The sequence below is a fragment of the Acinetobacter sp. WU_MDCI_Abxe161 genome (assembly GCF_025514355.1).
Taxonomy (GTDB): domain Bacteria; phylum Pseudomonadota; class Gammaproteobacteria; order Pseudomonadales; family Moraxellaceae; genus Acinetobacter; species Acinetobacter pittii_E.
On sequence record NZ_JAHPTU010000003.1, the window covers coordinates 186,421 to 200,256 of the forward strand.

19 protein-coding genes are annotated in these 13,836 nt (G+C 34.0%); 5 read left to right on the top strand and 14 right to left on the bottom strand.

Annotated features, from left to right (window positions below; all coding sequences use genetic code 11):
* Nucleotides 1-70: 70 nt before the first annotated feature.
* On the top strand, nucleotides 71-577 hold the full coding sequence (locus KTI78_RS04645) for a GNAT family N-acetyltransferase (RefSeq protein WP_262445346.1): 507 nt from the start codon (nucleotides 71-73) through the stop codon (nucleotides 575-577).
* An 89-nt stretch (nucleotides 578-666) separates the two neighbouring features.
* Here KTI78_RS04645 and KTI78_RS04650 read toward each other — a convergent pair whose 3' ends face one another.
* The 4 genes from KTI78_RS04650 to KTI78_RS04665 all read right to left on the bottom strand — a co-directional run bounded on the left by KTI78_RS04650 (nucleotide 667) and on the right by KTI78_RS04665 (nucleotide 3,016).
* On the bottom strand, nucleotides 667-1,029 hold the full coding sequence (locus tag KTI78_RS04650) for a NirD/YgiW/YdeI family stress tolerance protein (protein WP_262445347.1): 363 nt from the start codon (nucleotides 1,027-1,029) through the stop codon (nucleotides 667-669).
* A gap of 242 nt (nucleotides 1,030-1,271) precedes the next feature.
* Entirely contained in the window at nucleotides 1,272-1,559 is a 288-nt protein-coding gene (locus KTI78_RS04655) for a hypothetical protein (protein WP_224991278.1), read from the bottom strand.
* 272 nt (nucleotides 1,560-1,831) lie between these two features.
* Complete coding sequence (locus tag KTI78_RS04660; protein ID WP_032054042.1) at nucleotides 1,832-1,963, bottom strand: hypothetical protein; 132 nt, start codon at nucleotides 1,961-1,963, stop codon at nucleotides 1,832-1,834.
* Between the two features lie 183 nt (nucleotides 1,964-2,146).
* Complete coding sequence (locus KTI78_RS04665; protein ID WP_224991279.1) at nucleotides 2,147-3,016, bottom strand: LysR family transcriptional regulator; 870 nt, start codon at nucleotides 3,014-3,016, stop codon at nucleotides 2,147-2,149.
* Between the two features lie 225 nt (nucleotides 3,017-3,241).
* On the opposite strand from KTI78_RS04665, the gene KTI78_RS04670 reads away from it, so the two are divergent.
* Nucleotides 3,242-4,096, top strand: coding sequence for a DMT family transporter (locus tag KTI78_RS04670; RefSeq protein WP_224991280.1), 855 nt, complete (start codon nucleotides 3,242-3,244; stop codon nucleotides 4,094-4,096).
* Nucleotides 4,097-4,151: 55 nt separating this feature from the next.
* On the opposite strand, the gene KTI78_RS04675 is transcribed toward KTI78_RS04670, so the two are convergent.
* The 4 genes from KTI78_RS04675 to KTI78_RS04690 all read right to left on the bottom strand — a co-directional run bounded on the left by KTI78_RS04675 (nucleotide 4,152) and on the right by KTI78_RS04690 (nucleotide 7,017).
* Nucleotides 4,152-4,415 carry a hypothetical protein gene (locus KTI78_RS04675; protein ID WP_016140646.1) on the bottom strand — a complete coding sequence of 88 codons (264 nt, stop codon included), beginning with the start codon at nucleotides 4,413-4,415 and terminating at the stop codon, nucleotides 4,152-4,154.
* Nucleotides 4,416-4,577: 162 nt separating this feature from the next.
* Nucleotides 4,578-5,684 (bottom strand): minor capsid protein, encoded by a 1,107-nt coding sequence (locus KTI78_RS04680; protein ID WP_262445349.1) that lies wholly within the window; start codon nucleotides 5,682-5,684, stop codon nucleotides 4,578-4,580.
* Between the two features lie 190 nt (nucleotides 5,685-5,874).
* Nucleotides 5,875-6,117, bottom strand: coding sequence for a hypothetical protein (locus KTI78_RS04685; RefSeq protein WP_239975304.1), 243 nt, complete (start codon nucleotides 6,115-6,117; stop codon nucleotides 5,875-5,877).
* 585 nt (nucleotides 6,118-6,702) lie between these two features.
* Nucleotides 6,703-7,017, bottom strand: coding sequence for a winged helix-turn-helix transcriptional regulator (locus tag KTI78_RS04690; protein WP_016140643.1), 315 nt, complete (start codon nucleotides 7,015-7,017; stop codon nucleotides 6,703-6,705).
* 110 nt (nucleotides 7,018-7,127) lie between these two features.
* Between KTI78_RS04690 and KTI78_RS04695 the strand changes: the two genes are divergently transcribed.
* The gene (locus tag KTI78_RS04695) at nucleotides 7,128-7,544 is read left to right on the top strand and encodes a carboxymuconolactone decarboxylase family protein (RefSeq protein WP_262445350.1); all 417 of its coding nucleotides are present in this window, start codon (nucleotides 7,128-7,130) and stop codon (nucleotides 7,542-7,544) included.
* A gap of 10 nt (nucleotides 7,545-7,554) precedes the next feature.
* Here KTI78_RS04695 and KTI78_RS04700 read toward each other — a convergent pair whose 3' ends face one another.
* The 6 genes from KTI78_RS04700 to KTI78_RS04725 all read right to left on the bottom strand — a co-directional run bounded on the left by KTI78_RS04700 (nucleotide 7,555) and on the right by KTI78_RS04725 (nucleotide 10,692).
* Entirely contained in the window at nucleotides 7,555-8,127 is a 573-nt protein-coding gene (locus tag KTI78_RS04700; RefSeq protein ID WP_262445351.1) for a lysozyme, read from the bottom strand.
* A 170-nt stretch (nucleotides 8,128-8,297) separates the two neighbouring features.
* Complete coding sequence (locus KTI78_RS04705) at nucleotides 8,298-8,498, bottom strand: hypothetical protein (RefSeq protein ID WP_005073749.1); 201 nt, start codon at nucleotides 8,496-8,498, stop codon at nucleotides 8,298-8,300.
* A 153-nt stretch (nucleotides 8,499-8,651) separates the two neighbouring features.
* Complete coding sequence (locus KTI78_RS04710; RefSeq protein ID WP_262445352.1) at nucleotides 8,652-9,110, bottom strand: hypothetical protein; 459 nt, start codon at nucleotides 9,108-9,110, stop codon at nucleotides 8,652-8,654.
* Nucleotides 9,111-9,365: 255 nt separating this feature from the next.
* The gene (locus tag KTI78_RS04715; protein ID WP_262445353.1) at nucleotides 9,366-9,635 is read right to left on the bottom strand and encodes a hypothetical protein; all 270 of its coding nucleotides are present in this window, start codon (nucleotides 9,633-9,635) and stop codon (nucleotides 9,366-9,368) included.
* A gap of 307 nt (nucleotides 9,636-9,942) precedes the next feature.
* The gene (locus KTI78_RS04720) at nucleotides 9,943-10,317 is read right to left on the bottom strand and encodes a TonB C-terminal domain-containing protein (protein WP_224991287.1); all 375 of its coding nucleotides are present in this window, start codon (nucleotides 10,315-10,317) and stop codon (nucleotides 9,943-9,945) included.
* A 150-nt stretch (nucleotides 10,318-10,467) separates the two neighbouring features.
* On the bottom strand, nucleotides 10,468-10,692 hold the full coding sequence (locus KTI78_RS04725; protein ID WP_016140637.1) for a hypothetical protein: 225 nt from the start codon (nucleotides 10,690-10,692) through the stop codon (nucleotides 10,468-10,470).
* A gap of 302 nt (nucleotides 10,693-10,994) precedes the next feature.
* Between KTI78_RS04725 and KTI78_RS04730 the strand changes: the two genes are divergently transcribed.
* Both KTI78_RS04730 and KTI78_RS04735 read left to right on the top strand, forming a co-directional pair.
* Complete coding sequence (locus tag KTI78_RS04730; RefSeq protein ID WP_262445354.1) at nucleotides 10,995-11,483, top strand: hypothetical protein; 489 nt, start codon at nucleotides 10,995-10,997, stop codon at nucleotides 11,481-11,483.
* Nucleotides 11,484-11,636: 153 nt separating this feature from the next.
* Nucleotides 11,637-13,829 (top strand): TonB-dependent receptor family protein, encoded by a 2,193-nt coding sequence (locus KTI78_RS04735; protein ID WP_262445355.1) that lies wholly within the window; start codon nucleotides 11,637-11,639, stop codon nucleotides 13,827-13,829.
* Nucleotides 13,830-13,836 lie beyond the last annotated feature (7 nt).

Below are 13,836 nucleotides of genomic sequence, written 5' to 3' on the forward strand. Positions count from 1 at the left end.
AAACCAATAAAGAGAACTTATCTAACTGTTAAGCCGTATAGCTAATCAATAAATCTGGAAGAGTTTTTTAATGAATATTATTATTCGTGATGAGCAAGATAAAGATATTGAAGCGATAGAGAAACTAACAAAAGCAGCTTTTGAAAATGCTGAGCACACAAGTCATACCGAACATTTTATTGTTAATAGTTTAAGAACTCACGGTCAACTCACTATTTCTCTAGTGGCAATTGAAGATGGCTCTATTATTGGCCATGTTGCCATTTCACCCGTTCAAATGAGTTCAGGTGAAATAGGTTGGTATGGTTTAGGTCCTATTTCTGTTTACCCCGCTAAACAAGGCCGTGGTATTGGCTCACTCCTCATGAATAAATCATTGGAAAAGTTAAAACAACTCGGAGCACAAGGATGTGTTTTATTAGGTGATCCAAGCTATTACAGCCGATTTGGTTTTAAAAATTATCCTGAGCTAATTCTGCCTGATGTACCGAGTGAGTATTTTCAAGCTCTAACTTTCTCTGGCAATATTCCAAAAGCGAATGTTGCATACCATGAGGCATTTAATGCGACCCAATAATAGAAAGTTATTGCCTTTAAAAGAAAACTCCTAAAAGTAGGAGTTTTCTTTTTAATAACCTGAACACAATTTATGCAAATTAAACTGTTTTATTTAACTCGTTTAATCTGAAAAACTTCAATATCGGTAGGTTTAACTCTATGCTTATCTACCTCTCCAACCACACGGACTTTATCTCCTGCTTTTAACTGTAAAGGCTTCCATAAATCATCATCGATATCAATAATGATGGAACCTGTTGCATCTTTGAGCTCAAAATGATCACCAGCAATATGCTTTACAATGGTTCCTGTTAAAGTTACCCCAGCTTCATCAGCCAAAGTTTTTATTTTAGATACTGTGACTACATTTTTTGTCGCTTCTTTTAATAAAGCAGCATCTGGTTTAGCCATCACAGCATTACTACCTAATAAAGCACATCCAGCCAATGCTGTTAAAAGTATTTTTTTCATTACAATTACCTGTTTTATAATAGTCTTAGTTATATAAACAAATTCTTCTAAAGTTATAGATTTAGCTTTTGTGGTTTTTTGTATCTTATTAGAGGCTTTGTTTAAAAAGATAAATTAAAACACAGAATAATTTTATGAGTTCTACTGTTTAACTCTATTTTTCACTTAAAGTTTTTTGTTCAATTTACTCAAGAAAAAGTGTCCGTAAGTAAATTGAACTCATTTAAAAAATCATTTAATTTTTAAACAACCAGCTGTCCTAAATCCATTAAAACATTCATGGCTTCTGTCTCGTCTTCTGTTTGCATAACAATTATTCTGTCATAAGAAATTCCACCAATCTCAATATAAATTTTCGGGTGTGGAAGTTGGGGAATATAGACTTTTAGCGGCTGATAAAGAGCAAGAAGATAACCAAATGAATCATAAGGATAATGGTCATCTTTTAATGACTTTTTTATCACGATATAATGATTCAATATATTTAATATAAAACCATATTCATTTTCAGAGTGAAATTTAGCATCCATACCCACCTCCTTGATTCATTTATATTTTTATAATCAAATTTAAAGGTTAAATTTCTGAACTGATGATATTTAAACAAGTTATTTTAAATATAGAGTTCTATTTAAAATAATGAGTTTCGAATTTAAATATATTTAAAACCTAGTGTACTAGTCAACATATTTTGAACAGCGCCATTAAAAATAAATTTTTTGAGTTACAAATCACACTTTAGAACAAGAATAAAAGATATAAAAAAACCCATCTTACGACGGGCTGTAGTGATTTAACTAGGTTATGAATCCTTATCCATTGAATGTGGAGTCGTGGTTTTATCTTGCTGGTTTGTGTCGTTTTCACCTTGGCAAGCGCTCACACTTAAAGCAATAAAAGCAGCTAAACCTAAGGACGCTATAATTTTTGTCATGTTTCACCTCATGAATTGTTTAGATTAATGAGTTAATAAATACTTTTTATTAGTTTTACGATCAGCATAGGTTTCTAGGCTTTTTTGTAGATTTAACGCAAAAATGTAAAGCTATTTAGATATATCTTAAATTTCAAAACAAAATGTGCAAACAAATATAAGTAGTTCCCCAAAATGTTAAAATCAAACATTAACCGAATGCCGAAGTGTTTTGATGAGTAAGTCATATAAGTGATCTACAGCTTTTGACTCTAAAGATGCCCTACTTCGATAGACAGCAGCCTCCATCGGTTCTAAAGGTCCAAGGCCATGATCAGCCCCCAATATCGTTAAATGCTGGGGTGCACTACACTGTGTGAACACAGCAATTGCTAAACCACTTTCAACTGCTGCAATTTGGCCTGCTAAGCTTGAACTGTTATATACCACACGATAACGGCGTCCTTGTAATGCTAAGGAATTAATCGCACTCTTTTTGGCTTGGCTGGTACTTTCATAAACTGCAATTGGCAGTGGGTCTTCTCGCCAAAGTTCAAACTGTGGAGAGCCTACCCACACCATCGGTTCATGAAATAAAAGTGTGCCTTGACGAGCGTTATCTCTTGAGATTAATGCCAAATCTATATCACCACTTTCTACCCGCGGTATTAACGAAGTAGATTGCTCACAGATCAACTCGATTTCAACTCCTCCATAACGTGGCGCAAAACGCTTCAGTACGGGCGTTAAATATTTCGCTGCATAATCATCGGGCACCCCAAGACGTATACGCCCTTTCAGTTCATCTCCGTGAAATGCCATTTGAGCTTCAGCATGCAAGTCAAGAATACGACGTGCATAACCTAAAAGTAGCTGTCCTTGCGACGTTAATTCAATTTGTCGATGTGTTCGTATTAAAAGTTGGCAATGTAGCGCTTCTTCTAGTTTTTTCAATTGCATGCTAACAGCAGACTGTGAGCGGTATAACTCAGGGGCTGCATTCGATAGTGAGCCTGTATCTACTACGGTGACAAAACACTTTAACCAATCGATCTGTAGGTTTTTTAAATTCATGAGGATTTATCTATTCGATTTTCAAATAGTATATAAAAGAATTATGCGCTTTTCTTTATTTGTTGTCTCTCTCATACTGAAATTAGAAGAAGTTAAACCAATTCATTTTTCTTAAAGAAGTTATCCATGAATTGCTTAATGACTAAATAAACCTTTAATCACTTTACTTACAAATCATTTTATCACTTCGTATTTCTTAGATATTACGCACTAGGAGGAGGTTTTATGCGCCTAAATAACCAGCTGCTCGCATCACAAAGTGCGACATCTATTTTCGTTTTACTTTGGGGAAGTGCCGCGATTTTTACTCGATGGGGACTCGATAATGCCTCACCCATAGCATTATTAATTCTAAGATTTTCTATCGCTTTGATTGTTCTGTTGTTACTTGCGATTTTCAGAAAAAGGTTCTTACCCAAGCACGGAACTCGAAAGCAAGTTTTACTGACTGGATTGCTCATGATTGCAGGTTATTCAATCTGTTATTTCAAAGCGATGGCTCACGGGGTTACTCCTGGTTTAATGGCAACAATCATGGGAATACAGCCAATCTTGACGCTTTGTCTTCTAGAAAAGAATTTACAAAAAGAAAGATTATTAGGGCTATTTATTGCTTTAGCCGGACTCATCCTTTTAGTGTGGAAAAGTCTGACTATGTCTTTTATCGCTCCAATCGGTATATGCTTTGCCTTGGCTGCACTGATCTGTATAACTTTTGGCGCCATCATGCAAAAGAATATTCAACAAGCTCCAACTGATATCTTACCGCTCCAATATGTAGTCAGTCTTGTCGTTTGCTTATTTATAGTTCCGTTTGAACATTTTGAAATAACGTGGAATTCACAACTCATTATTTCGGTGTTATTTCTTGGAATTTTAATTTCTGTAGTTGCTCAACTTTTACTTTACCGACTTCTAAGTCAGGGTAATATTGTAAATGTTACAAGCCTGTTTTATTTAGTCCCTGTGGTTACTGCAATTTTAGATTTTCTAATTTTGAAAAATAAGTTGCCATTGGCAGGTTTAATTGGAATGATGGCAATTTTAATAGGCTTAATGCTTGTATTTAAAAAGAAATAATTCATTTAAAATTTAGTCTAAAACCCTCGAGTGAGGGCTTTAGAAGGATTGAAAACTAGTCTAAATTTTTCCAATCTTTGCCGATTTGAGCCAGTGCGGGAAGTTCATCACTGTTAAACACATTGGAATTGCGATCAATAGCAAATCGATAGATGGGTACAGAATCAGCTTCTATTTTTTTATAGAAGCTAAAATTTTCAGTAATATGATAATTTCCGGCTTCTGTAGATTTTACAGCCGCTCCTGATGGGATATGGATATAACTTTCACATTCCACTTCAACATTATTTCCGTCAAGATCTTGGTAGGAAAATTTCATATTCTCATCCTTTTTAACTTTTTATGATTGAGAAAAACTTAACATGCTACCTGACTAAATAATGGAAACTTTTTTCAACTAATTGTTTAAGTGTGTATATTTAGTTAAAACTAAAAAAGTTATTTAAGATAAAAAACCTATTCCAAATGCTGTTGTCCTCAATCACAATCCCAAAGCTTTAAAAGCCCGCTCATCCAGTTCTTTAAGCTCCTCAAGTGTATATAATCGCCCTTCTGGATCAAAAAATTTATCAAAATCGAATTCCCCTTCTTTATATAGTTGATACCTTTTAGGCCCTAGCCACTCTTTTTGAAAGAAATCATCTGTCAATTTAAAAAATTCTTTAAAAGAAGTATTTGCATCTAATTGACCAGTTAATTGTTCACGTTCACTTTTAGGAATATCCTTAAATTTTCTTTCATCCATAATGAAAGCTCGACTTCCAACGAGCTGACCATCTTCATGTGTTGGAATTAAAATGCTACGGCAATGAGGATGTAAAGGAGGAACTTTCTTTGTAGGATCATTGATGGTCCAGACACTACTATCAAGCGCAGCACATACTTTAGAGGTTCTTCCATCAAGGACACTTACAAATCTGACATATTCAAACTTTAACTGTTTATAGCTATTTAAATAGGCCTGATTGGATATATGGCTTCGAATTGTACGTACAGTTCGTTCAATATCTGCCTTTGTGCTATTTAATAGTCCATCTTCATATTTAAGGCGTTTAGTACCCTGAATCCTTTGAATAATTTGTTGATTTGTGGCTCCAGTATTAAGGCTATCCCGAATTGCATATTCGACACGTTGACGTGCCACCTCTACAATTTTCAAGAGCAACTCATCTACCAATGCGCCACCTGCTAAAGGAACACGTTTAGCAGCTTTATAGAGCTGTTCACCTTTTAACTCTTTATGTTTACCACCAAAAATTTTTGACATATATCTGGCTTCGTAGACAGCCAATGCCACAGCAGAGACGGTAAACGTATCAATGAGTGCATCATTCGTTACATTAAACCATTGAGAAATTAGTGCACGTATCTCTTTTAATGGAGCTGTTGAGTAAAGCCCACCTGCTAGCGCTGTTTTTTCCTTTTCATTTAGTCCATCTAACAAATTACTTAACTTGGTAAGCATGTTAACCGTTTCGGAATTAAATAAATTAAGAAGCTCATTGACCGATCTTGAGGATGCTCGATATAGATAAGCCTGATGTTGAGTCAGAACATCAAAAAGTGATTTCTGGTGAAGATTAACCATAAATTACCTCTACAGAAGTGCCTTTTTTGTTATTTTCTATTTGCCCGTCTTACCTTACATATTCGTTATTTATTAATATTTTCAGTATCTCTAGAAGAAGTTATGACTAACAAGTGTAGCTACGTAAAGTTATTTAGCTAACAGCTCATCCTTGTAATTTATGTCTTTATAAAATTGTTTGATGCCTAGACTAAATAGAGTCATTCATACTGAGTAACACTGCATTACTCGGAATATTTTTAAGTATTTTCTTTTGTTGTTTTCGCCATTCTTTATGAAATTTTTTATCAGATTGTTCGGAAAAACTGTCTCTATGCTTTTGACAATCAGTATCTTCTAAATTTGCTGATTGTATACATGGCCAATTGTTTAATTGAGGTGTCAAAACCGCATTACTCATCAATGAGAGTTCTTCTAATCTAATCAAATTCATATTTATTTACTTCCTTGCTTACATCCGCCCTGATTCTTCAAAATGTTCACTCCAAAGGTTATTTGAATCATTTAACCGCTATTGCTTCGTTCCCAAAGCCAATCTAATCGGGGCTTACACACAAATACCACACACTCCAGAATACAAAGTGCAAGTTTTGTGTCTTGGTTTACTATTGATGTAACTTGCTATATGCCTCAATAAATTAAGTACAAATAGAATAAGTAAGTTATTTAAAGGTTTTCTTCACTACTCCCCTAAATCCAGTTATACTGTTCTTAGTATGAGATGAGCCTTATATAGTTCATTGGTAGATCAATGAATGACTAAGCCCTTCGCTTTCAAGCAAGGGCTTTTTTAATGCGTATATTTTGAAAAATTTAATTTTAGCTGACTCAGCAATTCAAGCCTCAGTTTGCCTTTACAGAGCAGGTCTGTTAGATTGGTCTTGTTCATCAACTCCTATTGTCGATGAATACTGAAGCCTGATTCGTAGCATCAGGCTTTTTTTATGCCTAAAATTTTATAGATATTGTTCTTTAACTTAATTTCTTCTTCTGGCGTCATAATCTAAAAATAGCTGAACTATCTTGCTTTTAACCAAGTGCCTACTTCTTTTAGCACCTCAACCAAGCCGTTTAATTTCTTACCATCTTCAGTTAAAGAGTACTCAACTTTAACTGGAACTTCCGCAAAAACTTCCCTATTAATAAATCCTTCCTCTTCGAGAAAACGCAATTCCAAAGTTAACATTCTTTGAGAAATATTAGGAATGGCACGTCTTAACTCATTGAAACGCATAGGTCGTTCGATGAGAAATGAAATAATTAACATTCTCCAACGACCACCCAATACAGTCATTGCTTCTTCTACAGAACAGCCAGAAATATTATCTTTCATTGATTATATAGGTATAAAAAATATACCTATATAACAAAATAGTGCCTAATTTACAATCTATACCTAGTGATAAATAATAGATTTTTATCACGCAAATGCTGGCCTATATTATGGAATATAAAGAAGTTGCTAAAAAAACGATTAATCATTTGTACTCTGCACATGCCTCAATTCGAAGCTCTGGAATTGATCCACAATTAATAGCTTTAGCTGAGTTATATGTGTCACAAATTAACGGCTGTGCTTACTGCTGTGCTTTTCATGCACAGGAATTAAGAGACATGGGTATGAGCCAAGAAGTTATTGATAAAATTCCGGGCTATAAACATTCGAATATCTTTTCTAAGAAACAACTTCTTGCACTCGAACTTGCAGAAGCAGTCACTTTTCTATCTGAAAAAATTGAAACTGTAAAAGCTCACTTAGCAGAGTATTTCAGTGAAAGAGAGATTGTAGAGTTAACGGCTAGTATTTCACTCATGGGAGCATTAAACAGGCTTAGAATTACCTTAGGGGATAAAGCTTAATTCATTAAAGCTATGGAGATGAAAATAATTTCTTTTCCATGGCACGCCGTCTCACCAATCCCGGTAAACGCTTACCTCCTGCGTTTACCCATACATCAAACTGATTTGCAGCCTCTTTGTAATCACCTGAATTTAATTTTTTTAGTAAGGTCGAGTTTTTAAAAGCACCCGTCCCAATGTTGTATGTTAGAGACACTAATGCATCGAATTGATTTTGTGTTAAAGGAACTTTTACAGCGTTATTTACGGCATGTTCAAATATTTTTAAATCATGCTGCATATAAGCCTTAGCCTGCTCAAGGGTACATGTGTCACCTTTTTGAACGCTCACACCATTAGGATATCGTGTTGTACCATAACCGATACTCCACACGCCTACTCCGTCGTCATAAGCGTTGAGTCTTAGTCCTTCAAAATTACAAATATGGTTTATACCGACCTGACTAAGAGACATCTCATCAACGGCAAAACCAACTTCTTCAGTGCCATTATCAGTTGCTGTAGCAATGAGACTATTATTAGCATCACTTGACCGAGACATAGCAGTAAAAAGTTTGCGAAGATAATCCAATATTTTTTGCATTTAATTCCCAATCATCTTACCTTTTTCTAGAAAGATATAGCCAAACATCTCTACTCTTATGACTTAACTCTAAATTTTTTAAGTCATTAATGGTAGAACAATATCTAGTATGGATTACTCTTTAAAATAGGCTAAAAATTAAAATGCCCAATATTGAATTGGGCTATGGATTACTCTTCAACTTCTATCGGATCACCATCTTCAGGGCGAATATGCCGCTCACCATCATCCGCCGGATCTACACTAGAGCCATCTTTGGTAATGGTGTTATATAACTCATCCTCTTTTTTATCATCGATAAATTCTTCATCTGCAAAATCAAGAGGTTCTTCATCATCGTCAAAATTTAAGGGTTTTTCTTCATCAATCATGAGATTTGTCCTTTACTTAACTTGTGTTATTCCATGCTTGAATAATTGAAAGATACATTCAACCCTAAACATTCACCATTTGTGTAACAGACACTTTAAGATACATTTTCTAAAAAAACCGCCATAAAAGGCGGTTTATAAATCTTATACATTTTAAGAGGGCAATTTATTATTTTTAAGATAATCATCTGATTTAAAATAATTAATAATCATTTCTGCATTTTCTTCTTTTTCAGGTAAAGTGGTTACGGGAATATTTTCACTTCCCAAACTAAAATCTTGAGGTACTAACTGTGAAATTGGCGGAAATTTAGGTTTTCCACCCTCAGTGATCCTTTCAATAAATCCCGCTAACCATAAAATAAATTCCCCTTCATTTTCAAATTTAGGTATAAGACTAAAATCAATTTTTACTGAGCATTGCTCAGTAGATTTGGTTAAACAGTCTTCAAAATTAATAAAGTTATACTTTAATTTAAATTCAGTCCCTTTTATGGTATTACGAATAAGACCGACCAAACAATTTAAGTTCTCTATCATGTCATCAGAAAACAAGTTGTCATTTTTAATTTTTTTATAAACCTTATCCGCTATAGCTAGATATTTTGGCATCATAACCTCCTATCTTCTTATGAGTATATTCATATACTTTTTTAATCTATTATTTTTTTATGTAATATAGGGTAAAACTCATAAACCGAATGTAAAAAGTATAGGTACTTTGCAAATTAATCTTGAAACAAATCACAAATTTAACAATAAAATGCAAAATAAATCACATTAACTCTTATATAAAAAGTCTTTTTTGAAAAATTTACTTTCAATCTTTGCTATAAATTATTAATAATTTTTGCTCAATAAAATTTTTTAATTTTTATTATTTTCTAGATGATTCAAAATACTACTAATTTTTAGAAGTAAATAACCAAACAACAGTCCATTAAATATAATAAAAAGACCTATACTAATCATTTCTGGAGACCATACTTGAATAATGTCTAAATTATCATTTCTTGTTTCAACTTGACCATATGACAAAATAAAGGCTATTCCTAAAACAATTCCGAATAAAATTATGCACCACGCTACGACTTTAGTAGCTTTACTCTCACTATGAGATTTCATTACTTCACTCATATTTTTTCTAGATACTTTTATAAATTCACTTATTTTTTATAATGATTTTTACTCTTTTAAAGTTTTGTTTATGTTACCTTTTGATAGTAATGTAATTAATTTTTATATTTTTTTAATTTATAAATAATATGTCTTATTTTCTAACTACACTGAAATGTTAGCGTGCTACTTTTGAAGTTGAATTTAGCTCTTAAAGATAACTTCAACGTAGCTAAAACCTCATATATCAATACTATAAATAACCAAAGAGCAAATTTAATTTCCCTTAAAAATTATAATCTGCTCTTAATGTTTAAACATAACTGACTTATTTTGCTTGAAATTTCATATTGAATTTTCTTGCTTGCTTTCTTGCCTCAGGATTAGAGGGTAAAACAAATGGACTTGCACGCCATATCGCTTTTTCAATACTTGTTTTAAATTTTTGCTCTTCTTTATCTAAAAAGATAATTTGCTCAATTTCACCACTATCCGTTAAAAAGACTTTTACACTTGCACTCATGCCTGTAGAAGACTTTGGAATATCCCATATTTTATAAATTTTCTTTTGATATTGTTTTTTATATTTCTCAGCTTCTGAGGTAATTTTAGTATCAGTCACTTGAACAGGAGTAGTTTGTTTATGACCTGTAGTACACCCAACTAACAAAAATAAAGAAGCAATAATAGTAAAATTTTTCATATAAAGTACCTTTTTTCAATCATTAAAATTTAACAGTTTAAAATTTAAAAAACTACCTAAAGGTGATATCGATTATTCATTATCTTGAGTCAGCAAAGGTGTTAAGCCACCTTTGCTCATCCTTTTGTTAATTTACTAATTTGTTTGCTTTTAAAAAGCAATTTCATAACGGAAATTCATATTGGAATTTTCCGGCATATTATAGATATCTTGATCAGTAAAAAGTCCATGATCTGGTGTTTTAAAACTATTAAATGCTTTATTGACTGGGACAACTGGAGGTTTATTTAAATAATTTTCTTGAGAATTATATGTAGATGAGGCACAACCAACTAGCCCAAAACCCAATAAAGAAATAATTAAAAATGTCTTCATAAATTCCGCCCACTTTTATAAAAACCAAACAATCTAACAAATTAAATAACGGTTGTCACACCAGAATAGTTTAGATTTACTTAATAATTAAATACTTACAATCTTCTAAAAAAATAAATTATTGATAGATAAATATTAAATTAGATAATAGACAGTTGCTTTGAATTGAAATTTTTTTTAATTTAAATCTTAATAATTATCTGAAGTCATCACTAGAGCTTCATATACAGCACTATATATCCCTTGGTTATTTACCAATTGATCATCTGGTCTAAAAAACGGCCCCAAAATTCCAAAGTTTAATGTTACAATACAGTGATTTACTCAATTTCAATTGGACTTCCAAAGAAATGAATAGATTTTTATTAACTTTTTTATTTTTAAATATTGGGCTTTTTTCTTCTTCCGCATTTGCTGAAACAAACACATTTCAAACGAAACAAGAATATAACCGCCCTAAATTTAATCAGCATAAAAGCATGCTTGAAGTGAACTCAAACTCTCAAGATCAAAAGCTGAGTGAACAACAAAATGTAGATTTTTTTGAAATTGCAAAACAATATCAAGAAAATGAAGCAAAGCCTTCTTCATTTACTGATGAAACAGTGAATATGAGTGATCATGAGCGTAGTCTTTATTACATTAGAAATCATGATCATGTGGGTATTCAAAGAGAAATTCGTGACCAACAATTTAGATCGCTTAAACAACAGCGAGATAAAGGTGTTATTTCTAATGATGTATATAAAGAAAAGGTCTACAAAATCTTAAATCAACCTAACTTTAAATAAATTTGAAGCCCTCTTCGGAGGGCTGTTCTGTGAAAATGATTAGATAAAATCTATGTTTAGTTTTTCTAAAAAAAATTAAATTACATTTATAAAATTTTGTTACTTTTTCGCTATAATGATTATAATTATCGTTTAGGATTTCGATACATCAACATGGACCGCTCATCTGCTCTTTCACTCCCAAATTTTAAGTTCAAAGTTTCTACACTTAGCTATGCAATCGGAATTGCGTGTACTTATTTAGCATTTCCAGCACATGCTGAAGATACAACTACCAGTGCATTACCGACCATCACCATTAAGGCGCAAGGTAACTGGCTAGAAGAAGCTAATGCTGAAACCGTTCACAAACATGCTGGCGCTCGAACTATTATTGACCGCAAACGTTTGGATGAAACAGCTGCAACTTCAATTCGAGAAGCATTAAAACAAATTCCTGGAGTTCAAGCTCAAGATAGCAGCGGAACAGGTGGTAGCGATGTTTCACTCAATATTGGTGTCCGTGGTCTAGCATCTCGCCTATCACCTCGTTCAACAGTTTTAGTAGACGGCGTTCCGCTTTCATTTGCACCTTATGGTCAGCCACAATTATCTTTAGCTCCTGTTTCAATTGGTAATATCGAGTCAGTTGACGTCGTCCGTGGTGCGGGATCGGTTCGTTTTGGACCTCAAAACGTAGGCGGAATTATTAACTTTGCCACTCGATCAATTCCTCAAGATTTTAGTGGCACTGTTAGCTTAACTTCAGAATATGCCTCTGGCACGGACCAAGTAAAGCTCAGCCCTAATCTATTTGTGGGTGGAACTTTAGATAATGGCTTAGGTCTTGCCCTGTTATATTCAGGGACTAAAGGTAACGGTTATCGAGAAGCAAATAACAAAATTGATATCGATGATGTAATGTTAAAGTCTGCTTATCAGTTTAATGATAAAGACTCGGTTGCTTTAAATCTGCATCACTATGAAGGTCGCGGCGAAATGCCAGAGGGTTTAACTCAGGCGCAATATGCTGAAAACCGATATCAGTCTGCTGGTGAAAAAAACTATTTTGCAGGTCGTCGTACAGATGTCTCTTTACGTTATAACCATAAAGATGAAAAAAATAACTTCGAAGTTCTGAGTTACTACATCGACTCTTTCCGTACAAGTAATCTTGAAACTACTTTAGCGAGTGGTGACAAGCGTCTCGACTCTGCTCCACGTGATTATAAAGTCTATGCGATTGAACCGCGTTACTCTCGTATTTATCAACTAGGTAATACTCAAAATGAAGTAACAGTGGGTTATCGCTACTTAAAAGAAGAAAGCTCTGAGTTTGCTGGGCGTACTGCTTCTTATGCTGCTGGTTCATCAGCCCCAGATTTTGCTCCACGTAGTAGCAGCGAAGGCGGCACCAAAGCGCATGCGGTATATGTTGATAACCGTATGGAACTCGGCCGTTGGACCATCACACCGGGCGTACGTTTCGAATCAATCGAAACTCATAATAGCTTCACTGGTTATGATAAAAATGGGCTAGCGAATACAGTTCATCCAAAAATTGATTCAGACGAATTTTTACCAAGTTTATCTGTGATGTACTCGGCAAATGAAAACTGGAATATATTTGCAAACGCAGGTGTATCTTTCGGGCCACAGCAATACAGCCAATTAGCACGTCTTGAAGGAACCACTGCGACTGCTACAACCGATGGCTTACATCCTGAAAAGTCTAATAACTATGAAATTGGAACTAAATATCTAGGTAATGGGTTAAATGCCGAATTTACGGTGTTCTACCTAGACTTTGATAAAGAGCTTTCATTAGTACGTGATGCTGGAAATAACGGAATCTGGACAGATTTAGGTGCAACTAGCCATAAAGGTGTCGAAACGGGTATTAGTTATGATTTCGGTCATTTAACAGATGCGTTAGAAGGCTTAAAAGTATATGGAAACTATACTTTTACCAAAGCAGTTGCTGAAGCGGGTCAATTTAAAGATAAAGATCTACCGTTTTACTCACGCCATGTCGGTAATGTTGGGTTAGGTTATACCGTGGATAAATGGTCTTTAAATGCCGATATGTTTGCTCAGTCTAAGCAGCATTCACCAGATGTTCCTGATAGTGATGTTTATCAAACAGAAGAAACTGCGGATGGCAAATACGGAGATATTCCGGGTTACACCACTTTTGCGTTACGTACCTCTTATGACTTAAGTTCACAAGTTAAAGGTTTAAAAATCGCTGGTGGAATTAAGAACGTTTTTGATAAGCAATATTTTACTCGCTCAACAGACTCTACGGGTGGTAAGTATGTAGGCCAGCCACGTACGTTCTATCTCCAAACATCTTTTGACTTTTAAAGCTCAA